The 24,797-nt window shown below is 54.0% G+C and carries 28 protein-coding genes; 13 read left to right on the top strand and 15 right to left on the bottom strand.

Annotation, left to right across the window (positions count from 1 at the left end; genetic code table 11):
* Positions 1-65: 65 nt before the first annotated feature.
* From DOQ08_RS01330 to DOQ08_RS01310, 5 genes are all read left to right on the top strand, one after another.
* A complete protein-coding gene (locus DOQ08_RS01330) occupies positions 66-791 on the top strand; it encodes a YebC/PmpR family DNA-binding transcriptional regulator (protein ID WP_114333108.1) in 726 nt (241 codons plus the stop codon).
* Positions 792-826: 35 nt separating this feature from the next.
* The gene (locus DOQ08_RS01325) at positions 827-1,573 is read left to right on the top strand and encodes a glutamine amidotransferase (protein ID WP_114333107.1); all 747 of its coding nucleotides are present in this window, start codon (positions 827-829) and stop codon (positions 1,571-1,573) included.
* 39 nt (positions 1,574-1,612) lie between these two features.
* Positions 1,613-3,058, top strand: coding sequence for a phospholipase D family protein (locus DOQ08_RS01320; RefSeq protein ID WP_114333106.1), 1,446 nt, complete (start codon positions 1,613-1,615; stop codon positions 3,056-3,058).
* A 96-nt stretch (positions 3,059-3,154) separates the two neighbouring features.
* Positions 3,155-3,556 (top strand): PA2779 family protein, encoded by a 402-nt coding sequence (locus DOQ08_RS01315; RefSeq protein WP_114333105.1) that lies wholly within the window; start codon positions 3,155-3,157, stop codon positions 3,554-3,556.
* Positions 3,544-4,563, top strand: a complete 1,020-nt coding sequence (locus DOQ08_RS01310) for a PA2778 family cysteine peptidase (protein ID WP_319921906.1) — start codon at positions 3,544-3,546, stop codon at positions 4,561-4,563. Before DOQ08_RS01315 ends, DOQ08_RS01310 begins: the two co-directional genes overlap by 13 nt.
* 12 nt (positions 4,564-4,575) lie before the next feature.
* Here the strand turns inward: DOQ08_RS01310 and DOQ08_RS01305 are convergent, their stop codons facing one another.
* Positions 4,576-5,115, bottom strand: a complete 540-nt coding sequence (locus DOQ08_RS01305) for a class I SAM-dependent methyltransferase (RefSeq protein WP_406565338.1) — start codon at positions 5,113-5,115, stop codon at positions 4,576-4,578.
* Positions 5,116-5,425: 310 nt separating this feature from the next.
* Here DOQ08_RS01305 and DOQ08_RS01300 point away from each other — a divergent pair, with 310 nt between their 5' ends.
* From DOQ08_RS01300 to DOQ08_RS01290, 3 genes are all read left to right on the top strand, one after another.
* A complete protein-coding gene (locus tag DOQ08_RS01300; protein ID WP_114333104.1) occupies positions 5,426-6,448 on the top strand; it encodes an AraC family transcriptional regulator in 1,023 nt (340 codons plus the stop codon).
* 246 nt (positions 6,449-6,694) lie between these two features.
* Positions 6,695-8,515, top strand: coding sequence for a choice-of-anchor D domain-containing protein (locus DOQ08_RS01295; protein ID WP_114333103.1), 1,821 nt, complete (start codon positions 6,695-6,697; stop codon positions 8,513-8,515).
* Positions 8,516-8,629: 114 nt separating this feature from the next.
* Positions 8,630-9,475 carry a DUF6160 family protein gene (locus DOQ08_RS01290; RefSeq protein WP_114333102.1) on the top strand — a complete coding sequence of 282 codons (846 nt, stop codon included), beginning with the start codon at positions 8,630-8,632 and terminating at the stop codon, positions 9,473-9,475.
* Positions 9,476-9,511: 36 nt separating this feature from the next.
* Here the strand turns inward: DOQ08_RS01290 and thpR are convergent, their stop codons facing one another.
* On the bottom strand, positions 9,512-10,045 hold the full coding sequence (thpR, locus tag DOQ08_RS01285; RefSeq protein WP_114333101.1) for an RNA 2',3'-cyclic phosphodiesterase: 534 nt from the start codon (positions 10,043-10,045) through the stop codon (positions 9,512-9,514).
* A gap of 125 nt (positions 10,046-10,170) precedes the next feature.
* Between thpR and DOQ08_RS01280 the strand changes: the two genes are divergently transcribed.
* Positions 10,171-11,226, top strand: a complete 1,056-nt coding sequence (locus DOQ08_RS01280) for an alpha/beta hydrolase (RefSeq protein WP_114333100.1) — start codon at positions 10,171-10,173, stop codon at positions 11,224-11,226.
* A 28-nt stretch (positions 11,227-11,254) separates the two neighbouring features.
* Here the strand turns inward: DOQ08_RS01280 and DOQ08_RS01275 are convergent, their stop codons facing one another.
* From DOQ08_RS01275 to DOQ08_RS01260, 4 genes are all read right to left on the bottom strand, one after another.
* Positions 11,255-11,740, bottom strand: coding sequence for a DUF4442 domain-containing protein (locus DOQ08_RS01275; protein WP_114333099.1), 486 nt, complete (start codon positions 11,738-11,740; stop codon positions 11,255-11,257).
* 101 nt (positions 11,741-11,841) lie between these two features.
* A complete protein-coding gene (locus DOQ08_RS01270) occupies positions 11,842-12,450 on the bottom strand; it encodes a LysE/ArgO family amino acid transporter (protein WP_114333098.1) in 609 nt (202 codons plus the stop codon).
* 32 nt (positions 12,451-12,482) lie between these two features.
* Positions 12,483-13,067: a CPBP family intramembrane glutamic endopeptidase gene (locus DOQ08_RS01265; RefSeq protein WP_114333097.1), complete on the bottom strand. Its 585-nt coding sequence runs from the start codon at positions 13,065-13,067 to the stop codon at positions 12,483-12,485.
* A gap of 3 nt (positions 13,068-13,070) precedes the next feature.
* Positions 13,071-13,925, bottom strand: coding sequence for a crotonase/enoyl-CoA hydratase family protein (locus tag DOQ08_RS01260; protein ID WP_114333096.1), 855 nt, complete (start codon positions 13,923-13,925; stop codon positions 13,071-13,073).
* 191 nt (positions 13,926-14,116) lie between these two features.
* Here DOQ08_RS01260 and DOQ08_RS01255 point away from each other — a divergent pair, with 191 nt between their 5' ends.
* Complete coding sequence (locus DOQ08_RS01255) at positions 14,117-14,536, top strand: universal stress protein (RefSeq protein WP_114333095.1); 420 nt, start codon at positions 14,117-14,119, stop codon at positions 14,534-14,536.
* Between the two features lies 1 nt (position 14,537).
* Here DOQ08_RS01255 and DOQ08_RS01250 read toward each other — a convergent pair whose 3' ends face one another.
* A complete protein-coding gene (locus tag DOQ08_RS01250; RefSeq protein ID WP_072677829.1) occupies positions 14,538-14,765 on the bottom strand; it encodes a hypothetical protein in 228 nt (75 codons plus the stop codon).
* Positions 14,766-14,789: 24 nt separating this feature from the next.
* On the opposite strand from DOQ08_RS01250, the gene DOQ08_RS01245 reads away from it, so the two are divergent.
* Positions 14,790-16,976, top strand: a complete 2,187-nt coding sequence (locus tag DOQ08_RS01245; protein WP_114333094.1) for an OsmC domain/YcaO domain-containing protein — start codon at positions 14,790-14,792, stop codon at positions 16,974-16,976.
* Positions 16,977-17,009: 33 nt separating this feature from the next.
* On the opposite strand, the gene DOQ08_RS01240 is transcribed toward DOQ08_RS01245, so the two are convergent.
* Positions 17,010-17,894, bottom strand: coding sequence for a diacylglycerol/lipid kinase family protein (locus DOQ08_RS01240; RefSeq protein WP_114333093.1), 885 nt, complete (start codon positions 17,892-17,894; stop codon positions 17,010-17,012).
* Between the two features lie 80 nt (positions 17,895-17,974).
* On the opposite strand from DOQ08_RS01240, the gene DOQ08_RS01235 reads away from it, so the two are divergent.
* Entirely contained in the window at positions 17,975-18,274 is a 300-nt protein-coding gene (locus DOQ08_RS01235; RefSeq protein ID WP_114333092.1) for a SelT/SelW/SelH family protein, read from the top strand.
* A 21-nt stretch (positions 18,275-18,295) separates the two neighbouring features.
* Here DOQ08_RS01235 and DOQ08_RS01230 read toward each other — a convergent pair whose 3' ends face one another.
* The 5 genes from DOQ08_RS01230 to DOQ08_RS01210 all read right to left on the bottom strand — a co-directional run bounded on the left by DOQ08_RS01230 (position 18,296) and on the right by DOQ08_RS01210 (position 22,663).
* On the bottom strand, positions 18,296-18,814 hold the full coding sequence (locus DOQ08_RS01230; RefSeq protein ID WP_114333091.1) for a copper chaperone PCu(A)C: 519 nt from the start codon (positions 18,812-18,814) through the stop codon (positions 18,296-18,298).
* 109 nt (positions 18,815-18,923) lie between these two features.
* Positions 18,924-20,048 (bottom strand): dihydrolipoamide acetyltransferase family protein, encoded by a 1,125-nt coding sequence (locus tag DOQ08_RS01225; RefSeq protein ID WP_114333090.1) that lies wholly within the window; start codon positions 20,046-20,048, stop codon positions 18,924-18,926.
* Positions 20,049-20,059: 11 nt separating this feature from the next.
* Positions 20,060-21,052 (bottom strand): alpha-ketoacid dehydrogenase subunit beta, encoded by a 993-nt coding sequence (locus DOQ08_RS01220; RefSeq protein WP_114333089.1) that lies wholly within the window; start codon positions 21,050-21,052, stop codon positions 20,060-20,062.
* Positions 21,049-22,128: a pyruvate dehydrogenase (acetyl-transferring) E1 component subunit alpha gene (gene pdhA / locus DOQ08_RS01215; RefSeq protein ID WP_114333088.1), complete on the bottom strand. Its 1,080-nt coding sequence runs from the start codon at positions 22,126-22,128 to the stop codon at positions 21,049-21,051. Before pdhA ends, DOQ08_RS01220 begins: the two co-directional genes overlap by 4 nt.
* Positions 22,129-22,324: 196 nt before the next feature.
* Positions 22,325-22,663: a zinc ribbon domain-containing protein YjdM gene (locus DOQ08_RS01210; RefSeq protein WP_114333087.1), complete on the bottom strand. Its 339-nt coding sequence runs from the start codon at positions 22,661-22,663 to the stop codon at positions 22,325-22,327.
* 119 nt (positions 22,664-22,782) lie between these two features.
* On the opposite strand from DOQ08_RS01210, the gene DOQ08_RS01205 reads away from it, so the two are divergent.
* Positions 22,783-23,241 carry a YaiI/YqxD family protein gene (locus tag DOQ08_RS01205; RefSeq protein ID WP_114333086.1) on the top strand — a complete coding sequence of 153 codons (459 nt, stop codon included), beginning with the start codon at positions 22,783-22,785 and terminating at the stop codon, positions 23,239-23,241.
* Positions 23,242-23,417: 176 nt separating this feature from the next.
* Here the strand turns inward: DOQ08_RS01205 and DOQ08_RS01200 are convergent, their stop codons facing one another.
* Both DOQ08_RS01200 and DOQ08_RS01195 read right to left on the bottom strand, forming a co-directional pair.
* Complete coding sequence (locus DOQ08_RS01200) at positions 23,418-23,831, bottom strand: GFA family protein (RefSeq protein ID WP_114333085.1); 414 nt, start codon at positions 23,829-23,831, stop codon at positions 23,418-23,420.
* A gap of 89 nt (positions 23,832-23,920) precedes the next feature.
* Entirely contained in the window at positions 23,921-24,691 is a 771-nt protein-coding gene (locus DOQ08_RS01195) for a glutathione S-transferase N-terminal domain-containing protein (protein WP_114333084.1), read from the bottom strand.
* Positions 24,692-24,797: the final 106 nt, after the last annotated feature.

The following is a 24,797-nucleotide window of genomic DNA, read 5'->3' as shown; positions in this document are numbered from 1 at the left end:
GCTGTTGTATTGTCGTCAGGTTCAGTAAAATCACGCTCTTTATAGCAAGCAAGGGGCACAGAAATATGGGCAGAGCCTATCAGAATCGCAAAGAGTCCATGGCCAAAACGGCTGCGGCAAAAACCAAGGTCTACAGCAAATACGGTCGGGAAATTTACATGTCGGCCAAGTCTGGCGGCGTTGACCCTCAGGCCAACCTATCTCTGCGAGGGCTGATTGAGCGCGCGAAGAAAGACCAGGTTCCCACCCACGTTATTGAGAAAGCGATTGATAAAGCCAAAGGCGGCGCAGGCGAAGACTACTCCACCGCTCGCTACGAAGGTTATGGTCCCGGCAACTGCATGGTCATCGTTGACTGCCTGACCGATAACCCGAACCGCACCTTCGGTGATGTTCGCCTGGCTTTCACCAAAACCAAGTGCAAAATTGGCACCCCCGGCGCGGTTGCTCACATGTTCGACCACTGCGCCATTTTTGTATTTAAAGGCCAAGACGAAGAATCCGTTCTGGAAGCCCTGATGGAAGCCGATGTCGACGTCACCGATATCGAGAATGAAGACGAAACCATCACTGTCTTCACCCCGAACACCGAATACGCCAAAGCCAAGCAAGCCTTGGAAGATGCCTTCGAGGGCATTGAGTTTGAGGTAGACGAAATCCAATTCCTGCCGAAAACCACCACGCCAGTAGAAGGCGACGACATCCCGATGTTCGAAAAGTTTATGGATATGCTGAACGACCTCGACGATGTTCAGAACGTATTCCATAACGCTGAATTGCCGCAGGAATAGTCTGCGCAAGGCTTTAGCTTCAAATGAGGTAACGCATGGCTGGTACAGATGAGGGATTGAAACCTCGTGTAGTGATCCTGAAAACGGGCACAACCTACCCTCAAATCAAAGATCAGTTCGGAGATTTTGAAGACTGGTTTGTGAGCAAGTTGTCCAGCCAGCTGAACCTGACGGTCGCCGACGTTACTCAAGCGCCCCCACCCGGTCAGCCGGATGATTGGCACGGCGTGGTCATCACCGGCTCGCCTGCCATGGTGAGCGACCGTGAACCTTGGAGCGAGCAAGCAGCAGACTGGCTAAAAGGTGCCGTACAGACAAACATTCCAACGTTTGGTGTCTGCTACGGCCACCAACTACTCGCCCACGCTCTGGGCGGCAAGGTAGGCTACCATCCGAAAGGACGCGAGACTGGCACACACAACGTCTCTCTATTCGACAATGCGCAGCATGACCCACTGTTCCGCCACCTTCCCCAGCAGTTCCCGGCGCAACTAACGCACAAACAGTCTGTTCTGGAGTTACCTCCCGGCGCGGTGTTGCTCGGCGCAACGGAGTTCGAACCCCATCAAGCATTTCGGGTTGGCGAACATGCCTGGGGCGTTCAATTCCATCCTGAGTTCACTGATGATGTGATGAGGAGCTACCTTCATGTCCAAAGTCCTGAACTGGAACAAGAAGGGCTCAATACCGAATCACTTCTGAACCGAGTGTCGCCTGCCCCTCACGCTACCCGGCTTCTTGAGCTGTTCTCTGAGTGGGTTATCAACCAACAACGCGAGTAAACTGCTCAGCACGGGCAGATTCGACGGATCGAAACGACTATGACGATGAAGGTAGTAGCCTGTATTCTGCTGTTGGTATTGATCGCTTTGGGTGTGTGGCATTCATACAAGCCCCTTCCGGAAGGCATTCAATACACAGGAAGCACAGCTCCTCTGATTTCTCCACGCCTGTTAACCGATACCACACGGCACTTCCCGAATGGCGAAACATCTCTAGAGCACGAAATCTTCGATGAGGTTTTTCAGCTAATTGCTCAAGCCGAGCAATTCATTCTTATCGACATGTTTCTTTATAACAGCACAGGTTCTGAAAATACGGGCCTACGCCCCCTCTCAAGCCAACTGACACAGGCATTGATCGAAAAGAAGCGTGCCAATCCCCGGATCGACATTGTGGTGATTTCAGACCCGCTGAACACGTTTTACGGCGGTACACGCTCACCAGCCTTTGAAACGCTGAAAGAAGCCGGCATCGAATTGGTTGTGACCAATCTCGAACCACTTCGTGACAGCAGCCCTGCTTGGTCGGCCCTTTGGCGAGTGTGTTGCCAATGGCTCGGGAACAATCCGGACGGCGGCTGGTTGCCAAACGCTCTTGGCACAGATAAAACCACGCTGCGCAGCTATCTGGCACTCCCTAATTTCAAAGCCAATCACCGCAAAGTTTTGGTCGCGGACTCCGGCGATCAGTTCCGCGCACTCATTACTTCTGCCAATCCCCACGACGGCAGCAGCCAGCACAGCAACATCGGGCTCAGCTTCAGCGGGCCTGCGGTAGCCGATGTGATTCGAAGCGAACGCGCAGTGGCCCATATGTCCGGCGCCAGCACCCAAACGTTTGACCGCTGGCTCAGCAAAACGGCTAACTCTCAACCGCCAGAACCCGAAACATCAAGCACCATAAAGCTGCTCACCGAGTCCGCCATTCGTGATCAAGCCCTGGATATGATCAAGCGAAGCCAAAGCGGCGAAGCCATAGACATCGCCATGTTCTATTTCTCTCACCGGCCAATCATCGAGGCGCTGAAAGCCGCACGGCAACGTGGCGTAAATATCCGCCTGTTGCTGGACGCAAACAAAGATGCTTTCGGCCATGAGAAAAACGGAATACCCAATCGCCCCGTGGGACACGAGCTGCACCAAGCGGGCATTCCTGTTCGCTGGTGCAATACTCAGGGCGAGCAATGCCATAGCAAGTTGCTCAGCTACTCCCGGCAAGACGGCCGTCAAGAGCTGCTACTGGGTTCTGCCAACTTTACCCGGAGAAATCTTGACGATCTCAACCTTGAGTCCAATGTTTGGTTGAGCGTGCCGAACGATCATCCGGTTGCCCGCAAGGCCTCCGGCTTTTTCAATGACCATTGGGCCAGCGAGCAGGCAAACAGCAAGCCTCTTAGCTTGCCTTATTCCAGCTGGGCTGATGACTCACGCCTGAAATACTGGCAATACCGGTTTATGGAAGCCACAGGTCTTTCAACTTTCTGATGGTGATCCTTGTATCCATGAACGTTTTGTATGTTGAATCATAAGCCTGAGCGTTCTAGGGTTAAGGAAACTAAACAAACGAGAAAGGAGTCTGCAATGAACGGCATTCGACGCTATGCCAAGCAGTTTTCGCTTGTAATGGCCATCCTGATGGCTTTTGCCACCACCTTCTCCGTATCTGCCCACGCAGGCATGGTCGGAACAGGCGAGTTAATCCAGCAACAACAGGTCAACCTTGACCGCCAACAGCTACTGGACATGCTCGAACAGCAGGAAGTCAAAGAAAAGCTCACAGAGCTTGGTGTCAGTGAAGACCAGGTGGCTGAGCGCATTCAGAACCTTACCCCGGCCGAACTGGCCGATTTTGAACAACAGTTGGCCGAAGCCCCCACCGGGGAAGGTGTTGTCGGAATCATCGTATTATTCCTGTTGGTGTTCATCATCACCGACATGCTGTGTGCAACTAACCTGTTCTCCTTTATCAATTGCATTCGCTAACCCGCTCCCTTTATCAGACCGCAATCTTTCGATGCAGCAGACTGGCAGCCCTTCTTGGGCTGCTTCTGCTGGCCGGCTGTGCAACCACTCCGCCCTGGCCCGATTCGCCCATAGCCGGGCAAACTGGTTTCCAAAACCAGCAACTGTTGGGCGATGTTCCCTTTTTTCCGCAAGAAAAGTACCAATGCGGTCCGGCATCCTTGGCCACTATGCTGAACAGCCAAGGCCTTAATACCGATCCGGACATCCTGAAAGAACTGGTTTACCTACCCGGTAGGGAAGGCTCGCTACAAGTTGAGATGGTTGCCGGTGCGCGGTCACACAACATGGTGGTTTACCCATTGCAGCCAGACATCGAAACGCTGCTGGCAGAGGTCTCGGCCGGCAATCCGGTGCTCGTCATGCAGAACCTGGGATTCGATTGGTGGCCACAGTGGCACTTTGCAGTGGTTGTTGGTTACGACCATCAGAACCAAGCCCTGATACTCAACACTGACACCCGCAAACACCACCGCCAGCCTTACAAGGTATTTCACGCCACTTGGGACCGTGCTGAGCGCTGGGCTGTGGTGATCCTGCCTCCCGATCATCTGCCGGCAACGGCTGAACTGCTACCTTGGCTACGCGCAGCCCACGATCTGGAGAGCACCGGCCACACGCTTGCAGCCCAAACCGCGTACCAAACAGCAGAACATTACTGGATTAACCAGCCCGCCCCGCTTATCGCTCAGGGTAACCTGGCGTATAGCCAAAAACGCTTTGACGCTGCCGCCAATCACCTGCGCCGTGCGACTGAGCGGTTTCCAAAATTTGCGGAAGGCTGGAACAACCTAGCTTACGCGCTTTCAGCGGCAGGCTGCGACCAACAAGCCAATCAAGCAATGGCCTGCGCTGCTGACTTGGCCGGCGATCGATTTTCAATGGAAAACTTCCAGCCGGACGCACGCTCGTCAGACACGAGCGCCGCATGCCCGAAACTTCCAGCCTGCGCAGTCGAGACCGATTAAACAGGCCTCGGGTTAAATCGGCTTGTGCAGTAAGACTGCATCTTTGGCTGGAATCTCCAAGTGCCAGCCATATCGAACCGCCAACCACTCGAAAGTAGCTTGCCGGTAGAAAACCACGTGTGTCGGATCGCGCCGATAGTGCCAGTTATCGAAGCGATCATCGTCCGTCTGAAAACAGGTCATCACACCTAACACGCCACCCGGTTTCAAGAGCCGGTCAAATTGAGCAAACACCTTAGCTGGTTCGAACAAATGCTCCACCACTTCCGTGCATGTAACGAAATCATAGCGCTGCTCCAACACAGCTGACTCTGGGTAGAAAAACAGATCGTAGAGTGCAACCGGAAAACCGGCCTCCTCAAACATAGCAGCCAACGCTGGCCCCGGGCCGCACCCGAAATCCAGCCCTGCCGCGCCTTCGGGCAATGCTGCCAAAATGGGGTCCGCCAGTTTCGACAAAAAACGCCGGTACCCCGCATCATCGGGGTCGTTGTCGTGCAGCTGATACACGGCACACTCTTCATCCGGTGTTAAGCGACATTCCGGCGCCATAACCGTGGCTTGGCAGTTGCCACAACGTAGATAACGCTTCTGTTCCACCTCTCGAAAGGGCTCCAGGGCAGACAGCTCGCACACGGGGCATATCCCGGAAATTTTATTCACCAACAGTTCCTCTGAACCTGAATACATTTAACCCTTCCACGTTTTAGGGTTTTCCCTTTGTCATATCCGGCCATGCCGCCAATTTGTGACTTACCACTACAAAGCACTCTGAAGCAGCTGCCTATACTTGCGCAAAAAACAGCCTCCCATGGCTGAATAATAAGCGCTGTTTAATGACGAACGCTCAGAGAGACCTCATATGGATATGTCGACGCCCCTCGCTTTGGAGGTGCCGATCATTTCGGCACGTTACGCTCGCCGTTTTGTTCATTTTATGGAAAAGCGCGGCGTAAAACGAAACACCATTTTGACGAAAACCGGCATAACCGATGAATTGCTGAATAATCCCGAAGCCAGCCTTTCCATGACTCAAGTCCTTGACCTACTCCGGCAAGCCGATTGGCTCATGGCCGATGAGCGCGCTGCCTTTGAGTTCGGCAAACAACTGGATCTGCCCTGCCACGGACTTCTGGGGTTCGCCATGCTGGAACAAGAAAACCCCCGGCGATTAGTCAGCATGATCGTACAATACCTGCGGGTAGGGCTTCCTCTCATGGATATGGAGCTGGCTTCAACGGGCTCTACCTTTCGCCTGAAACTGATCGACACCTGGGGCGTAGGCGATCTGAAAGCCTGTCTGGTGAAAATCTACATGGGCAGTATTTATCGGGTTTCGTGCCAGGTCTGTAGCCACTTCACGTTTCGGTTCGATTTCCCGAGCAACCTTCCTCTACAAAGCTGGGAACTGCTCGCGCCAAACTGTGAGTTCATCTTTAACGCAAACATCAACGAAGTCACCATCCCTTTAAAAGGGAGTCCTGCTCGAAAAGACGATACCAACCTGGAATTTCTGGTTGCCAGAACCCGCCGTTCACAGTCGCAAAAACGGGTGGCATCCGATGAAACCGTGCAGCAAGTCCGGGAACTGATCATGAGTCAGCCCGGCCGCCCATGCACCACCGAAAACCTCGCTCGCCGTTTGGATATGAGCCCACGCACGCTTCGCCAGCATCTGGCGAATGCAGGTACTTCTTTCCGGGAACTCCGGAACGAAATTCGCGAAAGCTTTGCCACTCTGTATCTAAAAGACACCAACGTATCTCTGGAATCCATCTCCGAAAAACTGGGGTTTAGCGATCAAGCCGGCTTCACCAAAGCGTATCGCTCCTGGACAGGACAAACTCCGGGAGATGTCCGGCGGAAGGCCAGAAACAAAAAGTAATCCAGGGTACCCACTTACATTGATGTCGTTCACGCTTTGAACAAATTCCTGCCGCAACTACCGCTTTAGACAAAAACGGTGCCGCCACAAGCAATGACGGCACCACACCCTCCACCGTTTAATACCCCTGCAATCGTGGGCATCAAGCCTATGACCCAAGTAATTACGCAAGTCCGATCGAACTGCCCTCATCGGTGATGTCTGCAACTTAATGATAACAATGATCGCAAGACAGAGGACGAACGAATGAAACTCAGTAACCTCAATACCAATGTGCGTAAGCTCGGCCCCGCCGTAGCCGCTGCAGCACTGATGGCTGGTGGTGCGAGCAACGCAGCAGCAGAGCAAGTCTCAACCGAACTGGCCTTTGAATGCCCGTTTCCGCTGATTGGCACCCAACCCATTCGTGCGCAAATCAGCGCTGACATTCCCGCTGTAGCGTCTGTGGGTGACCCAACACCACAATTTGAAGTTACTGCGATCACCGTCGTTAATGATGATGCCCGTACCGGCTTGAAGCTCGTTGGCTCAGAAACCGTCGAAGGCGTGGCAACCAGCACAAACAATGTCATTACTGCCGGCCGCAATCTGGAGCAAATTGTCACCCTGAACATTCCACCTACCGCCATTCCTGCCGAATCCGGTGAATTCAACGTGCCCGCTTCCGGTGTAGCCCCCGAAATCCTGTTCACTGCGGATGACATTGGTCAGGCCGAAATTCGCGTTGGCGCCTTGCAGCTCGAGCTGATCGCTCGCACCGCTAACGGCGACATTGCACCAGCCCCCATCGGTGAAATCACCACCGACTGTGTGCAACTACCAAACCAGAACAATCTACTGCAAACCATCACCATCGCTGGTGAAGTTGTCGAAACACCGCGCATCAGCGTGGACGCTCAAGAGCTGGCCTTTGGTTCCGTACAAGCCGGTTTGAGTGCTCAGCAGTCTGTTTCTGTCCTCAGCACCGGAAGTGCTGCTTTGGGCATTAACAACATCAGCATCAGCGGCCCAGACGCCCAGCTGTTTACCCAAACCAGCGACTGCGGTTCGTCACTGGCCCCAGACGCCTCTTGCAGCGTAAACGTTACCTTTGCCCCAAGCACCGACGGTACTCGTAACGCAACTCTCACCATCGAGTCTACCGATGCTGACAAGCCAAGCATCGACATTGCCCTGTCTGGCCGAGGTACTTTGGCACCGACACCTGAAATTGCGGTTACCCCGGGCTCTGTAGACTTGGGTCGTGTCCAGGTTGGCACCAGCAAATCTGAGCAAGTAACCATTGCCAATAACGGCAACGCCGCTTTGCTGATCGACAGCATCGCTCTGACGGGCTCTAATGCCGGCGACTTTACTCAAACCAACAACTGCACCACCGTAGCGACCGGTGCAAGCTGCTCGGTAGAGCTGAACTACACTGCCGGCGCTGCAGGCGTGAGCACCGCAGCCTTGGTTATCCGCTCCAGCGATACCGAAAATGCTGAAGTTACAGTACCGGTAACAGCAGAAGCGTTCGAAGAACCCACAGGCGGCGCAGAGCTCGAACTACTGCTGGGCCTTGAAGGTTCCACTCTAATCGCTGCAACAGGTGGCAGCCTGCCCCTGAACGGCTCTATTGCCACGTTGCTTGACTTGGCTTCCGGCACTTTCGAAGCAGACACTCAGGTGAACCCTACTTCTGGAAACTTCACCATCAAAGTACTGTGGAGCAAGATGCACGCAGCGGCCAACGTTGAATTCGAGCAAGCAGGACTAACCACAGGCTCCTTGGTCAATGGCAAACTGACGGCCAACTCCCCGCTTTACGTAAAAGTACCCAAGGTTGCTATCAAGCTATTCGGCCTGCCGGTACGTATCGGTGGTGGCGATCAGTGCCGCACCAGCACCCCGGTTGATATTCAGTTAGCCAGCCCTGAAGGCTCTAACTTCTCGCCCGCAACCGGCGGCAACGTAACCGGTGTTTACGACCTGCCACCCCTTGAAAACTGTGGTCTGCTGACCAGTGTGTTGAACAAGTTCATGTCTGGTCCGGGTAACACCATCAACCTGAATCTCACCCCTCAATAAGTTCTAAAAGTTCCGGCTATGCCGGGAATCGGTCACAACCGGCATAGCCGGTTGTGACCCGCAAGCACCACAATAAGACCAAAAAACAGAAGCTTAAATGCAAGGAAAACTGATATGAAAAGCCTGAAAAAAACCGCGTTAGTGCTGGCTGTCGCCGGGCTCCCGTTGGCTGCCCAAGCTGACCTCAAGCCACTCGAAGACGTTCACATGAGCAACGTGACCGGCCAGGCCGGTGTCACCATTGAGCTGGAAACAAAACTCTCCATCGACGAGTTCATCTACACCGATGAAGGCTCGTTCTCCATCAAAGACATCAAGATTGGTGGTGCCAATCGTACGGACCTGTTCGAGGAAATCACCGATTTCCGCGACGTCTTGTTCGGTGGTGCCAACGACCTGATTGACAACATCAAAATCGACATCGATATTGCCGCTGACGGCGACGCCATCATCAACATCTGGCCCATCACCGCGGCACCTATCGACTTTGGCGTAAGCACTGGTAACTGGTCGCTGCAAGGGGCTACCGATTCCACGCTGCTCGCAAGCAACTTCAGCATGGTGGGTGCATTTACCAAGGTGGGTATTCGCATCGATACCGCAACCGACAAACTCAATCTACAAACCCAAGTGGGTATTTCAGACCTTGACGTAGATGTCGACTTCCTGGCATTAGGCATCCGTGACCTGAAAATGACGGGTGCAGACTACATGGGCACCAAGCTCGATGGCTCTGCAGCGAATCCTAGCGTTCTGACGCTGGGTGCCAACATCGACATGGACGTGTACAAGTCCACTCGCTTGGCTGATCCCTCTCAGGATGCTCTGGCGATCGATCTGAATACCTTTGCGGCCGACATGTCGATTGGTGATGTTCTGGTTGGCGGAACCTCTATCGGCTCCGTTATGCTCGACAATCTTGTGGTTGAGAACACCACGATGCGCATTTACGGCCACTAAGACCGTATCGAAGGGCTCGGCTTTCCCGAGCCCTCTTTAATTCAGGGGGAATCGTTTCAATACGGTGTAAACCGAACCGTTTGGCCCTTGGGTACTTTCATATAAAACGAACGCGTTTACGGCCATAGTACCGAAGCTTTCTTCACTTTTTTCCTCCATCAAACGCTGGACCGAACCAGCACCCCGTCCGAAACGGCTCAATGTAATGTGGGGCTTAAAATTATGGTGGTCTACACGGACACCCGCTGCGACCAATGTCTCCAATAATTGCCGGTGCAGCGAAACCACGGGAGTTTCCGGACAGACACCCGCCCAGAGGATGCTCGGCCGTTCTGGTGAACCGAAACACCCCAACCCACGGACGGCTAATTCAAATGGCTCTGCCGAGACAGAGCCTGCCGAGTCAAACAAACCGGGAACGGTACCCTCTGGCACATTGCCTAAAAACACCAACGTCAGATGCAGTTGCTCGCTACTCTGCCAGCCTGCACACTGAATCGGCGCCTGAACATTCAACAAGCGCTGCTTGATGTCCGGCGCAATCTCAACACCGAAAAACACCTTCGGCATACCTGGCCTCCTGTAGGCAATTGAGCCAATGGCAAACCATCGTCACTCTGAAATAGTTGCCATCATAAGAACATAACGCCAGCATAATATGCATCGCAAAACGAGGCACTCATAAAGGAACGCCCATGCTTTGGATCTTTCTCGCCATCGTTGTACTGCTTGTTGTTGCCACCTTCCTGATATTTCGGGTTCAGGATCTTTCCCACTTTGACGGCAACGAATGGGCTGTTAATGAAGTCACCCCTCACCCCGCCCACGATGAAGTGCTTTCACGTCTAAAAGAGATGGGCCGTGCGTCCAAAGGGCTTAAAGGCAAAGCCAGATTAGCGGCAGTGCGTCAACACTTTGATCGTTTGGGCGCAGAGGCAGAAATCGAGTCTGAGCTTCGCCCATGCACGCTGCCGAAAGGTGAGTGGGTGATTGCGCCGGGGGTGAACACCCAACGCAGAGTACTCTACATTCACGGCGGCGCATGGTCCGTTGGCAGCCCGACCAGCCATCGCGCGGTGACCAACCGATTCTCCCAAGTTGCCAATGCCGCCGTGTTTGCTGTGGATTATCGATTAATGCCCGAGCATCGCTTTATGGACGGCATCATCGACTGTCGCGAAGCCTATACCTGGCTTCTTCACCATGGCCCCGAGGGCGAATCCGAAGCTGAGTTTATGGTTGTGGCCGGGGATTCTGCCGGCGGCAGTCACACCCTGTCCTTGATCGCTTGGTTACGTGATAGCGGTTTACGCCAGGCAGACGCGGCGGTCGCCCTGTCTCCATCCACAGACCTGACACTGACGGCCCCCAGCAATCGTGACAACATCCGAAGCGATGCCATGCTAGGGCCAATATTTGGCGGGCTTTCAAAAGTACCGCTGCCGGTTATCTGGTGGGGCACACTGGCTGCGTTCCGGTTGTCTCCGACCAACCCGGTGGCGTCTCCGCTGCGAGGGAACCTTGCGAATCTCCCCCCTACCCTGATTCATGCCAGCACCACCGAAATGCTGTTGGATAATGCGTCTCGATACGCCGCCAAGGCAAAAGCGGAAGGGTCACCAGTGGAACTTCATACCTGGCAGAACATGGTTCATGTCTGGCAGATATTCACCCCGCTGTTACCCCAGGCCGAGGAAGCGTTCGAAGATATCGCACGCTTCCTGGAGCGGGTCGAAGCTCGCTCTGACTAGCCAACCTTTGGTAACCGACAAGCCCGGATCAGCTATTGGCCCGGGCTTTTTTCTTCCGAACGTATAAAACTTTATTCACTTTGGCGACAACCTCACCGGATTCATCAACAATATCCAGTGTCCACTCCGGCAGGTATTTATCACCGCCTGCGGTTGCTTGCCGGATTTCCTCCAGCCGCTCTTCTGTCAGTTCAAAGTGAGCCGTTACACGGCCCTTGCCCGGCCTGACAAATTCGATGCTCGCCGCTTTGTCCCACACCACATAGTCGTTGCCCAATTTGCGCATGAGCAGCAGCATGTACATGGGATCCACCATGCTGTAAAGCGAGCCACCAAAGTGGGTCCCTACGTAGTTGGTGTTGTACCAACGCTGTTTCATTTCAACCGTGGCTGTGGAGAAATCATCCGCAATATGGGTGGCTTTGATGCCCGCACCCAAGTAGGGAGCAAAGGTATTCATCACGTGGCGCATCGAGCTGGCACTGGCAAACCAGCGGCGAATCGTTGAATTCATAGGGTTCCTCGACGTATTAAGAGTCTTGCAGGCGTTTTGAAGCGCGCTATCTTCCTGCAAGATAATCGAAGACTCAACCTAATTTCATACAACTGTTTGAATTATTCCAGCCCAACCAGCGCGAGCTTCAGCGCAATCGTCAGCATCATCAAGCCGATCAAACCATCAATAATCCGCCACACCTTCGGGCGAGATAGCACGGGCGCCATCGACGATCCGAACCAAGCCAGCCCACCAAACCACAACACCGACGCACTGCTTGCCCCCAGTAAAAAGCCAGTGGTACTTTGCTGCTGAGCGCCTACCGCCGGAACCAGCAGCAAGGTATCCAGATAGACTTGAGGATTCAGCAAGGTAACCGCCAGCGTGGTCAGCAACACGCCTTTCAAGCTACGCCGCTGTTGCTGCTTTGCCGTCAACGCTCCCCGGCCCCAGATAACCCGAATAAAGGCCTGAACCGCCAGCCAGCCTAAAAACACCACACCCAACCAACGAAGAATTTCCAGCCCTTGTGGCATGGCGGTCAACGCAGCCGATACACCGAACATTCCTAAAGTAAACAGCACAATATCCGAGATCATGCACACCCCGGCAGACCACCAATGATGTTCCCGGCGAATGGACTGGCTGAGCACATACGCATTCTGGGCGCCAATGGCCACGATCAGGCCACCACCCACTAACAAACCGGTTACATAGCTTTCAAACACAGGTTATCTCTACCGTCTCGAGTCAAAAGAGATTATCGGCGAACACCGAACCATGAGGGGTAATTCAACAAGAAATACAAGGCGAGCATATCGTAAATGGCATGCCAAACCATGACCATAGCCATACTCCCACTGATCTGATAACCGGTGCCCAAGATCAGGCCCAACCCTGTGGCCATCACGAAGTACGTTAAAGAAACGTAGTGCACCAAGCCGAACAGCAGTGACGCGGCAATCACTGCGGTCCAAGGTCCGGTGTTCTGCAGCAACCAGCCTTGGATAGCGCCTCTAAATAACAACTCTTCCCCGACACCGGCCAGTAACGACAACAACACCAGTGCTGGCCAACGGTAACTGGCCGCAAACTCGTACAAAGCCTGCATCTGATCACTGAGATTATCCGGAAACAGCCAGGTAAGTTTAGTCAGCTGCAACAGCAACAGATAGGTGATCGCGGCACCGACACCGCCGTAAATCAGCGCCTTAGCCAATCCTAGCTCGCCGGTTAATAGCGGGATATCAAACAACCAGAGCGCCAAGGCGCCCACTACACCGATACCGCCCTGAAATAACAGGGCGGTGACGGGCGAAATAGTGGGTCTCTGGCGTTGACTCATAAATCAGTTGGAGAACAGATCCTTGATCGGGAACAGGTCGTCGTAGGCGGGAGCCTGCTTTTGGGCCTTGGCCTGGAAGGTCTTCATCATGTCGGTTGGGCGGAACATACCGGCCTGCCAGGTTGCCATGTACTTCAGGCTGTCTTCGACGCTGTGGTCACGGCTGAAGTTCAGCATTTCTTTGCAGCCGGTAACCGCCAGCGGGGAGTTGGCAGCAATTTGTGCGGCAATCGCCAGCACAGCCTCCACCATTTCTTCCTGAGAGTCATACACACTATTCACAAAGCCAAGACGCTGGGCTTCTTCGGCACCAAATTTCCGGCCGGTGTAAGCCAGTTCGCGCACCACGCCTTCCGGCATCAGCTTCGGCAAGCGCTGCAGCGTACCTACGTCTGCCGTCATGCCCAGCTCGGTTTCTTTAATGGTGAAATAGGCATCTTTGGTGCAATAGCGGCTGTCCGCTGCACAGACCAAATCCAACGCGCCACCAATGCAACCACCGTGAACGGCCGCCAACACGGGCAAACGCACTTTTTCCAGAGATGTCAGTGTGTCTTGCAATTGGAGTACGACACGGCGCAGGTTCTCCGCCATGCGGCCGGGGTCACCGCTCATAGGTACCGATTTCGGATCCGAGAAAACCGCCAGATCCATGCCCGCAGAGAAATGCTTACCAGTAGAGGAAATAACAATAACCCGGGCGTTGGTGTTGGCTTCAATATCCTGCACGCAGCGAGGCAGCTCCAACCAGAACGCTTTATTCATGGAGTTCATGGCCTCAGGGCGGCTGAACTGCACGTGCGCAACGTGGTCTTTGACTTCGACATTAAAACTTTCGTAGGTGGCGAGTTCCGACACGGTGTGACTCCTTTAAAGGTATGTCCCTAAGATATTTTTATTACTGGCTGATATTCAGCTCTGTATTCGGTAGCACGCACATTACCTTGAAACGAGTTTCTAGGGAACGCCCTTCAAACTTGCGGTTAACGGAGATCATGGTCCAGACTCACTATCAATAGTTCATTTTTTGAACAGAAGGAGATTAGATCATGTACAAGAACATTCTTGTTCCTGTTGATCTGGCGCGCCTGGACCAGATGGCGAAAACGCTCAATACAGCCATCGATATGGCCAAGCACTATGGGGCAAGGCTTTGTTACGTGACCGTGACGAACAGCACGCCCGGTGCTGCCGCGCATAATCCGAAAGAACTGGCAGACAAGCTGCAAGCATTCGCCGAGGAACAAGGTAAATCACACGGTATTCAGACCTACGCGAAAGTACTGGAGTCTGTCGACACGGCCGTTGAACTGGATGACAAGTTGCTCGGTGCCATAAAAGACACGAGTACCGATTTGGTGGTTATGGCGTCACACCCGCCGGGAATTGGCGATGCTTTGCACCTGCTACGCTCTAACGCGGCAGAGATCGTCAAGCACAGCAAAATATCGGTGTTCGTGGTGCGCTGAGTTAGCGCCCGTCGCCTTTCACCCCTAGGCGGTCCAAATACAAATGCAATTCCTGCTCGCTAATGTTCACGTATTCGAGCACCCGGCCGTAAAGCATCACTGTGGGCACGTTGCGCCCACCCAGTTCCTTTTGGGTTTCGCTGAGGACGTAGAGTATCGTCCTCTCTGTTTTTGTGAGACCATCCCGCGCATCGGGGATAACCTCGTCAATTCCGCGTAAACTGCTCATATTTCTGAATCCGGTAAGCTGCCCATGGAAATCAAAGTCAATTATCTCGACAACCTGAGGCTTGAGGCCAAGTTCGACGATTTCACCGTCGTCTCAGACCAACCCGTTCGCTACAAAGGGGATGGTTCGGCACCCGGCCCGTTTGATTACTTTTTGGCTTCTTCAGCCATGTGTGCCGCTTACTTTGTAAAGGTTTACTGCAACGCCCGGGACATTCCTACCGACAACATCCGGTTGTCCCAGAACAATATTGTAGACCCGGAAAACCGCTACAAACAGATCTTCAAAATCCAGGTGGAGCTGCCGGAAGACATTTCCGACAAAGACCGTCAGGGCATTATCCGTTCCATCGACCGCTGCACCGTGAAGAAAGTGGTGCAAACCGGCCCCGACTTCCAGATTGAAGTGGTGGAAAACCTGGATGAAGACGCTCAGGCCCTGCTTAACGTTGGCTCAAGCGACAACACCAGCACCTACATCGAAGGCAAAGACCTGCCCCTGGAGCAGACCATTGCCAACATGACCGGGATTCTTGCGGACCTGGGCATGAAGATCGAGATCGCTTCATGGCGCAACATTGTGCCACACGTTTGGTCGCTGCATGTGCGCGATACCGCTGCCCACATGTGCTTCACCAACGGCAAAGGTGCCACCAAGGAAGCCGCATTGGCTTCAGCACTGGGTGAGTTCATCGAGCGTCTTAACTGCAACTTCTTCTATAACGATCAGTACTTCGGTCAAGACGTGGCCAACAGCGAGTTCGTGCATTACCCGAACGAGAAGTGGTTCCAGCCGGGCCCCGAAGGCGAGCTGCCTGAAGGCATTCTGGACGACTACTGCCTGGGCATCTACAACCCTGACGGCGAACTGCTCGGCACGCACCTGTTCGACACCAACTCCGGCACCCCGGAGCGCGGTATCTGCAGCATCCCTTACGTGCGTCAGTCCGATGGGGAAACCGTGTATTTCCCCTCTAACCTGATCGAGAATCTATTCCTCAGCAACGGCATGAGTGCCGGCAATACTCTGCAGGAAGCTCAGGTTCAATGCCTGTCAGAAATCCTCGAGCGCGCGGTCAAGAAAGAAATCATCGAGAACGAAATCGCCCTTCCGGACGTGCCAGACGAGGTGCTGGCCAAATACCCGGATATCGTGGAAGGGCTGAATGCGCTGGAGGAGCAAGGTTTCCCGGTGCTCGTCAAAGACGCTTCACTGGGCGGGCAATTCCCGGTTATCTCGGTCACGGTGATGAACCCGAAAACCGGTGGCGTATTTGCCTGCTTTGGCGCCCACCCCAGTTTCCAGGTGGCACTGGAACGCAGTCTCACCGAATTGATGCAGGGCCGCAGTTTTGAAGGTCTGAACGACCTGCCAGCGCCCACCTTCAACACCATGGCGGTGACAGAGCCCAACAACTATGTGGAGCACTTCATCGACTCCAGTGGTGTTGTGTCCTGGCGTTTCTTCAGTGCCAAGTCAGACTATGACTTTGTGGAATGGGACTTTTCCGGTACCAACGAAGAAGAGGCCAAAGCTCTGTTTGGCATCATTTCGGACATGGGCAAGGAATGCTATATGGCAGTCTTTGAAGACCTCGGCGCACCGGTTTGCCGGATTCTGGTACCCGGTTACTCTGAGGTGTATCCGGTGGAAGATCTCGTATGGGACAACACCAATATGGCGCTGGCCTTCCGGGAAGACATCCTCAACCTGCACCGCCTGAATGAAGAGCAGCTGGCATCTTTGGTCGAGCGTCTGGAAGAAGCCGAGCTGGATGTGTACATGACGATCGTTACCCTGATCGGCATTGAATTTGATGAAAACACCGTGTGGGGCCAACTCACCATTCTGGAACTGAAACTGCTGATTTATCTGGCTCTTGGCGAGCTTGAAGACGCGCTCGAACTGGTCGAAATGTTCCGGCAGTTTAACGACAACACGGTAGAGCGCGGTCTGTTCTATCAGGCCATGCAAGCTGCTTTGGAGGCCACGCTGGACGAAGAGCTGGAACTGGAAGATTACCTCTACAACTTCCGCCGGATGTTCGGAAACGAGGTTATGGATGCCGTTGTCGGCTCCATCGATGGCTCAGTCCGCTTCTACGGGCTGGAAGAAACCAGCATGAATCTGGAAGGCTTGGACAGGCACCTGAAGATGATCGAGAGCTATAAAAAGCTCCATGCCGCTCGAGCGAAAGCCGCCGGCCTGTAATCTCCCATCATGTATCCAAAGCCGGAGGGTGAATCACACCGCCCTTCCGGCCTTCACCACTTCCCTCCCGATAACGCGTAGCGCTCCTTTTTTACAGACCGCCTCAAAGGGCGTGGTACCGGCCTCGTCACCATCAACGGTCACGGGTTTAGACTTCGGTGTGAGCACCTGACACACCGGGCTTGTTACCTGAACCACCGTACTGGTTCGACGGGGTGTCTCACCATTCAATCGCACCATCAAAAACGCAAATAGCAACTGCGGCAGCGGCCTCGGTTTCACGGCAATGATATTCAGTTGGCCATCGTTGGCTGAGGCTTGGGGAATTTCATGGCCGCCACCAAAAAACGCGCCGGAGGCCACAGCAACCGACAACCAACGCCCCTTCATGGCCGACTTATCCGTTTGGATTTCGGCATGAAAACCGCGCTGCTCGCCTATCTGGCGAACAAGCGTGGCCACGTAGCTGAATTTCCCCAACCACTTTTTGGTCGGTGAATCCGCTTCACGGGCGGGTAAGGTTCCGAGCCCTATGTGAGCAACGTTCAAAAATATCCGGTCTCCGGCTACCGCAACATCAATGTGTTGAATAGGCCCGTCTGCAACAAGCCGGGCGACCTGCTCTGGTTCTGCCGGAATATTTAAATTACGGGCAAAATCGTTGGCGGTTCCGGACGGTAACACGGCCAGAACCGCACCGGTGTCTATACAAATTTCAGCGGCACCATTGACCGTGCCGTCACCACCAGCAGCCATCAGGCAATCATCTTTCGACACTCTGTCGCGCCATTGGTCCTGCTCGTCCAGATGGCAAACTTCAACATCCGTTATCCCTTGAGCTCGCAAGTGCCCAAGCCAGAAATCTGCGTTCCGGGTGCCGTCTCCAGATCCTGGACTGTCCACTAGCCAATGGGGCATCACGCCTCCTCCACTAAGAAATCCGTCTCTTTATTTGATAGCATGAATAACTCATTAATTCCTGCTGGAAGTATTACCGTATGGCAACGCGAGTCACGCTTCACTATTGCACCGGCTGCAACTGGCTCTTGCGCTCATCCTGGATGGCTCAAGAACTGTTAACCACCTTCAACGGGATGATTGATGAGCTAACCCTTAAGCCGGGCGATGGCGGGATCTTTGAAGTGTGGGTGAATGACACACGAATCTGGTCGCGCAAGGAGCAAGGTGGCTTTCCAGAGATCAAACAGCTGAAGCAACTGGTTCGCGATCAGATCGCCCCAGAGCATTCTCTGGGGCATACGGATGCTCACGCTCCGCAATCAGGCGCTAATACCTGAGAGCGATATGCTCCCTCTATCTCAGTGTTCCATCTCTGAATGATGCGAGTGCTCCATGACCTTGGCATCTAACGACTGAACGACCAGCTCGACGGTAACATCTTCGGCACCCTCGAAATCCAGCTGGACCGGAATCGTTTCACCTGCCATCAGGGGCTTTTTCAGTTGCTCCAGCATCAGGTGGTAACTGCCGGGCTTTAATTCCACGGTGCTGCCGGAAGGAACCGCCAAGCCTGCAGTTAGCGGCTGCATCCGCATCATCCCTTCATGCATGGAGGTTTCGTGGATAGAAACGTGGCCGGCTCTCGAACTTTCTGCCGCAACCAGCAACACATCTTCAGCCCCGTGATTGGTGATCGTCAGGTAGCCCACTCCCATAGGCGTGCCTGGCGGTGTCGGCCGACTCCAGGCATTTTCAACTTCGATGGCACCGCTTGCATGGTGCCCATCATGATGCTTTTGACAGGCTACCACGGGCTGGGTTGTCAGAATGGAACAGGAGAGTAAAAAGGCGGTTGTCAGGGAATTCCGTTGGATCATGGCGTCTCGCGCGGTCGAAGGTAACTTTATTGGTGCCCCTAGTGTTGTTGCCTTCAGAACATTTGGCAAGACGTGCACACCGACGGGCGAGGCTCTGCCCGAAGGTTTATCAGCTGGCTTTACTCAAAGCCTCAACCAGCGCACCCAAGAACCGCGAGGCTTCCCCGCCTGTGGCCGCCCGATGATCAAAGGTGAGCGACAAGGGAAGAATGCGACGAATAGTCGCAGCCCCGTCATAGGGAACAACCTTGTCCCGCATACGGCCAGCACCAACAATCGCCACTTGTGGCGGGCTCACAATGGGGTTGGCGTATTGCCCCGTCATGGTGCCAAAATTGGACAAGGTGATGGTCGCGCCCTGCATTTCCTGAGGAGGAATTTTGCGGGAGGCGACCGACTCTCTGAGGTTTTCCAATCCTTGCCTCAAGTCTTTCAAGCTTCGGTGCGTCACGTCCCTGAGCACGGGCACAAACAAGCCTTCCGGGGTGTCTACGGCGATCCCCACATGCACTTCATTCAGCAGTTGGCGGCTAAGGTTGTCGCCATCGAACCAACAGTTGAGTTCTGGAACTGCGGCACATGCTTTGCCAATCGCCTGAACCAGTCTCATGGTGGTGTCGGTCCCTTTTTTCCAGCTCCCCACATCCACATCTTCAAAAATCGACACGGGCACCACCTGAGCATGGGATAATGCCATGTTCTTCGCCATGGTGCGGCGAGTGCCTCGCAAGGCTTCCGCATCACCCAGCTGCTTCTGGTGGCTGGCTTGTTTGTATACGTCATCATTGGTGATCAAACCGCCGGGGCCGCTGCCTTTGATGCTTTCCAGATTAACCCCGAGCTGTTGGGCCAGTGCCCGAACGCCCGGGGTGGCACGATTCGACCGAGCGCGTTTGCTGGATGCCGCAGCACCAACAATGAACGTGTCTTGCTGCGCGCCTTTCCCTTCGCCCTTACCAGAGGATTCCAGCTTACCGACGACCGTTCCGGAGTCTTCGTCTTCACCTTCGTAGGCCAGCAAGGGTTCACCGGTATGAATGATATCCCCTGCCTCACCATAGAGCTTGGCAATCACGCCCGCTTGTGGGGAGGGCACCTCCACAATGGCTTTTGCGGTTTCCACACTGACCAACACCTGATCCACTTCTACGGTATCGCCCACCTTCACATGCCATTCGACGATTTCGGCTTCCGGTAGGCCTTCACCAAGATCTGGGAGTCTGAAATTTTTCATTATTGTCGCTCCTACAACCCAATGACCTGCTCAACGGCGTGCACGATGTCTTCCATCTGAGGCAGATAATTCTGCTCATTGCGGTAGTACGGCATTACCGTGTCATATCCCGTTACTCTGATCACCGGGGCCTGTAAATCCAGAAAGGCGGATTCAGCAATGGACGCAGCAATCTCGGCTCCAACACCCCCGTTGCGGCAAGCTTCATGAACGATCACCGCCCTGCCTGTTTTCGCCACCGAGCAGAGTAACGTTTCCCGGTCCAATGGGCTGATGGTCGCTACGTCGATCACCTCACACCCCACCCCTTGTTCCGCCAGTTTATCCGCCGCTTTCAGGGTTTCCATCACGCAAGCACCCCAGGTAATCAGGGTGACATCATCGCCTTCCCGCAAGGTAAAACAGGTATCCAGCGGCAGCGCCTCGCCATTGTTCTGGACGCTCTGTGTAACAGCCCGATATATCCGCTTGGGCTCGAGGAAGATGACCGGATCGGGGTCTCGAATTGCCGCCAACAGAAGACCATAGGCACGTTGGGGAGAGCTTGGAATCACCACTCTTAACCCCGGAATATGGGCAAACAACGCTTCAGTACTTTCAGAGTGGTGCTCTGGGGCGTGAATACCTCCGCCAAACGGGGCCCTGAACACCAGCGGACAATGCAGCCGACCGCGAGTACGGTTGCGCATTCGGCTGGCGTGGCAAACGATCTGCTCCATCGCCGGATAGATAAACCCCATAAACTGGAACTCCGCCACCGGCTTCAACCCCTGGGTGGACATGCCGATCGCTGTGCCGGCAATCAGATTTTCAGCCAACGGCGTGTCCATCACTCGCTTGAAACCAAAGGCGTCTTTCAGGCCCAAGGTTGCCCGGAACACCCCGCCATTCGTCGCAATATCTTCCCCCAGCACCACCACGTTTTCGTCTTGCGCCATTTCCCAATGCAAGGCCATGTTGACCGCTTCTACCAAGGTCACATCACGAACGTCTGACTGTTTCATGCCGGACCTCCACGATATTTGTTGGCAATTTGTTCACGCTGCCCCTGGAGCGCACCGGGGAGGGTTTCAAAAAGATAATCGAGCATTGCGGTGGGCGGTTCGGCCTCGGTTGCCAAGTAGGCATCGACGGCTTTATCGATGGTTTTTTTGGCATCCGCCTGCAGAGCCTTTTCTTGCTCCGGGCTCCAGAGTTCGTTGTTGAACAACCAGCTTTGCAAACGCTTTACTCCGTCTTTTTCCCACGCCTGCTTAAGCTCATCGGCGCTGCGGTAACGGGTGGCATCGTCGGCGGTGGTGTGATCACCCAACCTATAGGTTACGGCTTCAATAACCGTCGCCCCTTTGCCGTCGTGGGCGCGTTTGAGGGCATTATCCAAAGCTTCGGTACACGCGAAGTAATCATTGCCATCAACAATGTGCCCGGGCAAACCGGCACCAATGGCTTTCTGAGCAATGGTTTCTGCCCCACTCTGCAAACTGCGAGGCGTCGAAATGGCCCATTGGTTATTGATAACAACAAAGACCACGGGTAAATGCCATGCCCCGGCAAGGTTCAGGCTTTCCATGAAATCGCCTTTCGACGTGCCGCCGTCGCCGATGCAGCAAACAACCGCCCTGTCTTCACCTCGAATCCGAAACGCCGATGCAACGCCCACGGCATGACCGCATTGGGTGGCAATGGGAACCGCAATGGGTAGGTCTTCAGGGCAGTTTTGCCACGCACTCCCACGCTCGTCGCCGCCCCAATACAGCAGCAATTCTTTCAGGGACACACCTCGGAGAAGATGAGCAGCTTGATCACGATAATAGGGAACAAAGACATCGGTCTTGGCCATGCTCTGACCAATGACCGTACCGATTACTTCGTGCCCAAGGACCGAAGGATAAGTGCCGCATTTGCCGGTACGTTGAAGTGCAATTGCTTTGGAATCCAAGGTGCGCGCCAGCACCATATTGCGGTAGGCAGCCAGAACCCGATCTGTGTTACCGGATTGGCTAGGCAGGGCTCCGAGCGGCCTGCCATCCTCATCCAGATAGCGTGTGCTATCCACATGAAACTCATGGAGTTCTTTCATCCCATCCTCCTGCCCCCGGCTGTACGATATCAGCCCGACTGAACCTATGCCTGCTTATGGCGGGCACTTCCAGTGTTGGAGTCTTCGTCTTATTGTTAGCGTGGGTTGCACGCTGTGGGATTAAACAGAGTGCCAGCCGACACCCTGTTTAATATTTAGACGATGGGATGCAATAGATCAAATGGAGGGGGAGCAATCAGGCTTTCTTGACGAACTCGGATTTCAACTTCATCGGACCGATGCCGTCAACCTTGCAGTCGATATCGTGATCACCCTCAACCAGACGGATGTTCTTCACTTTGGTACCCACTTTTACAACAGAGCTGGAACCTTTCACTTTAAGGTCTTTGATCACGGTAACCGTATCACCGTCCTGAAGTTCATTACCGTTGGAATCCCGAATCACCTTTCCGGCTTCAGCTTCCGCTTGTTCAGCCTCAGTCCATTCGTGAGCACACTCTGGGCAAACCAGCTGAACGCCGTCTTCGTAGGTGAATTCAGAATTGCACTTAGGGCACGGTGGCAGTTGAGACATTATCATTTCCTGTTAATGGGATGAGATGCAGATTATAACACTGCGTGAAAAGTTGTTCTCGCAGCCGCCACAAGAACAGGTAAACTGCCGCTTTAGCCAATGAACGAAAGGACACTGAAATGCCGATCTGGGTCGATGCCGACGCCTGCCCCGTGCCCATCAGGGAAATCATCTGCCGCGCAGCTACCCGTTGGAAGGTTCAAACGACCTTCATTGCAAACCATGTGATTACCCTGCCGCCAAGCCCATTCATCAGCCGTCGCCAAGTACCGCAAGGCTTCGACGTTGCCGATAACGAGATAATGGATCAGATGACAAAAGGGGATCTGGTCATCACGCAAGATATCCCTCTGGCAGCGGAAGCCATCGAGAAGGGGGCGACCGTGTTTAATCCACGGGGACAGGCTTTTACGAAAGAGAACATTCGCCAGCGCTTGGCGATGCGGAACTTTATGGAAGAAATGCGGAATGCGGGGCAAGTCACTGGTGGCCCGGCGCCGTTTGGCCAGGCGGACCGCAAAGAGTTTGCCAACCAACTGGACCGTTGGTTACAGCGAAACGCTCGAAAAACAAATTAGAGGAGCGCCATAACAGCAACGGCGAACACGGCCAATGCCACGGCACACACGGCCAGTTTGATACCTTCTAACGCTTCCTGCTGCATATTGCCCCCCTTAGTTAGCCCTTACCTCACAAGACAAATGATAATCAATGTCATTTAGATTGGCAAGCAGAACATCCGGGGGCGTTGCGTTCAAAACGGATCGTTCGTGCGTTCCGTTTTTTCATACTGGGGCAGCTCATCGGTAATATCGAACCACTCCGCTTTTGAGCCGACATAGATATGACGGGCCGGCTTGGCCGCAATCGGCTCGTTGATCACACCGATCCGCAAACGAAGAATCCCCGAAATGGCATCCAGCCTGCTATAAAGGTGACTGCCACAACGGCTACAGAACGCACGATACTTGCCCGGCCGGGATTCATACTCTGTAACCTGCTCTTCGCCGGCCACATACCGAAAACGCACTTTCTGTACCGGCGCACTGGCCGAGAAAGCACTGCCATGAGCCCTCCGGCATTGACTGCAATGGCACAGAGAAATCGGGCCAAGGGCGCCTTCATACTCAAAACGAACATCGCCACACAAGCACCGACCTGTATACATCACATTCTCCCAAAGCAGCTGAAATAACCGCGCTGATCATACCGGCTCGGGGCGGAAATACTACCCCGAAGCCAGCTTAATCCATGGGCTTAGAGGGCGTATTCTTTTTCTAAATAATCGACGATCTGCTTAGACTCGAACAGTTTCACACCGGTGTTCGGATCTTCCAGATACGGCACCTGAACCCGACCGTGTTCTTGGAAAAAAGCGTCGCGCTTTCCACCGGGCTGCGGCTTGTATGGGCCCGGTTTGATGCGCTGGAACGCAGGGCCGAATTCAGTCCAGTGCTCTTTACCGAGGTTGTGTAACGTGTACGGAAGCTCGAACTCGCACAGTTTTTCACGGACCAGCCGTGAAAACGGACTGCCTTCAAAACTCCACAGGTGCAGGCTCTGCTCCGGACGCTTGGCACGTTCAACCCGCATACCCCTCAGCTCACTGCTCGCTGAAGCCGCCGCTCCCCAAACGAACTGCCCCGCTTTTGTCTCATAGTAACCGGGCACTGAACAGCCACCGTACTGACTAAACAGATATTCGATAATCTGTTCTGACTCATACATTACCTGGTCTGTATTCGGATCTACCAGCAACGGAAATTGTTGCTTGCCGCCCAGCATCTCAGCCTCACGCCTAAACACTTGGCCGCCTTTAGGGCATGGCCGTATGTCCACATCCAAATGAAGCGCTGTGAATACTTCACGCACCTTTCGGCAGTATGGACAAGCTTCGATGTCGTATAAAACCAAGGGCTTTTGCGGCTGAACAGCCGGTTTCACAACTAAGCACCCTCGCCAGGCCGAGAATGAAGACGTTGCAACCGATTCCAACACGTTAACGGAATGTTTGAGAGCTCGAAGCATGGTGTATTCCTATAGAAAACGAAGGGGTTCGTCATTGTCACACAAATGACGCTTCAACCATTGGCCCTGTCGCCATGACCGCAGCCCACTGTAACCTACTGATTAA

The sequence above is a fragment of the Marinobacter litoralis genome (assembly GCF_003336705.1).
GTDB lineage: Bacteria > Pseudomonadota > Gammaproteobacteria > Pseudomonadales > Oleiphilaceae > Marinobacter > Marinobacter litoralis.
Note: the sequence above shows the minus strand (reverse complement) of the source record. Positions and strands in the feature narration are given on the sequence as shown.

Bases quoted from the DNA above. Each gene is read 5' to 3' on its own strand.
- DOQ08_RS01325 (WP_114333107.1), top strand. From the start codon at position 827: ATGGCTGGTACAGATGAGGGATTGAAACCTCGTGTAGTGATCCTGAAA.
- DOQ08_RS01195 (WP_114333084.1), bottom strand. From the start codon at position 24,691: ATGCTTCGAGCTCTCAAACATTCCGTTAACGTGTTGGAATCGGTTGCA.
- DOQ08_RS01240 (WP_114333093.1), bottom strand. From the start codon at position 17,894: ATGCCCCATTGGCTAGTGGACAGTCCAGGATCTGGAGACGGCACCCGG.
- DOQ08_RS01235 (WP_114333092.1), top strand. From the start codon at position 17,975: ATGGCAACGCGAGTCACGCTTCACTATTGCACCGGCTGCAACTGGCTC.
- DOQ08_RS01330 (WP_114333108.1), top strand. From the start codon at position 66: ATGGGCAGAGCCTATCAGAATCGCAAAGAGTCCATGGCCAAAACGGCT.
- DOQ08_RS01255 (WP_114333095.1), top strand. From the start codon at position 14,117: ATGTACAAGAACATTCTTGTTCCTGTTGATCTGGCGCGCCTGGACCAG.
- DOQ08_RS01290 (WP_114333102.1), top strand. From the start codon at position 8,630: ATGAAAAGCCTGAAAAAAACCGCGTTAGTGCTGGCTGTCGCCGGGCTC.
- DOQ08_RS01265 (WP_114333097.1), bottom strand. From the start codon at position 13,067: ATGAGTCAACGCCAGAGACCCACTATTTCGCCCGTCACCGCCCTGTTA.
- DOQ08_RS01320 (WP_114333106.1), top strand. From the start codon at position 1,613: ATGACGATGAAGGTAGTAGCCTGTATTCTGCTGTTGGTATTGATCGCT.
- DOQ08_RS01220 (WP_114333089.1), bottom strand. From the start codon at position 21,052: ATGAAACAGTCAGACGTTCGTGATGTGACCTTGGTAGAAGCGGTCAAC.
- DOQ08_RS01275 (WP_114333099.1), bottom strand. From the start codon at position 11,740: ATGAATTCAACGATTCGCCGCTGGTTTGCCAGTGCCAGCTCGATGCGC.
- DOQ08_RS01225 (WP_114333090.1), bottom strand. From the start codon at position 20,048: ATGAAAAATTTCAGACTCCCAGATCTTGGTGAAGGCCTACCGGAAGCC.
- thpR (WP_114333101.1), bottom strand. From the start codon at position 10,045: ATGCCGAAGGTGTTTTTCGGTGTTGAGATTGCGCCGGACATCAAGCAG.
- DOQ08_RS01200 (WP_114333085.1), bottom strand. From the start codon at position 23,831: ATGTATACAGGTCGGTGCTTGTGTGGCGATGTTCGTTTTGAGTATGAA.
- DOQ08_RS01305 (WP_406565338.1), bottom strand. From the start codon at position 5,115: ATGGCGCCGGAATGTCGCTTAACACCGGATGAAGAGTGTGCCGTGTAT.
- DOQ08_RS01210 (WP_114333087.1), bottom strand. From the start codon at position 22,663: ATGTCTCAACTGCCACCGTGCCCTAAGTGCAATTCTGAATTCACCTAC.
- DOQ08_RS01295 (WP_114333103.1), top strand. From the start codon at position 6,695: ATGAAACTCAGTAACCTCAATACCAATGTGCGTAAGCTCGGCCCCGCC.
- DOQ08_RS01230 (WP_114333091.1), bottom strand. From the start codon at position 18,814: ATGATCCAACGGAATTCCCTGACAACCGCCTTTTTACTCTCCTGTTCC.
- pdhA (WP_114333088.1), bottom strand. From the start codon at position 22,128: ATGAAAGAACTCCATGAGTTTCATGTGGATAGCACACGCTATCTGGAT.
- DOQ08_RS01300 (WP_114333104.1), top strand. From the start codon at position 5,426: ATGGATATGTCGACGCCCCTCGCTTTGGAGGTGCCGATCATTTCGGCA.
- DOQ08_RS01250 (WP_072677829.1), bottom strand. From the start codon at position 14,765: ATGAGCAGTTTACGCGGAATTGACGAGGTTATCCCCGATGCGCGGGAT.
- DOQ08_RS01205 (WP_114333086.1), top strand. From the start codon at position 22,783: ATGCCGATCTGGGTCGATGCCGACGCCTGCCCCGTGCCCATCAGGGAA.
- DOQ08_RS01280 (WP_114333100.1), top strand. From the start codon at position 10,171: ATGCTTTGGATCTTTCTCGCCATCGTTGTACTGCTTGTTGTTGCCACC.
- DOQ08_RS01245 (WP_114333094.1), top strand. From the start codon at position 14,790: ATGGAAATCAAAGTCAATTATCTCGACAACCTGAGGCTTGAGGCCAAG.
- DOQ08_RS01315 (WP_114333105.1), top strand. From the start codon at position 3,155: ATGAACGGCATTCGACGCTATGCCAAGCAGTTTTCGCTTGTAATGGCC.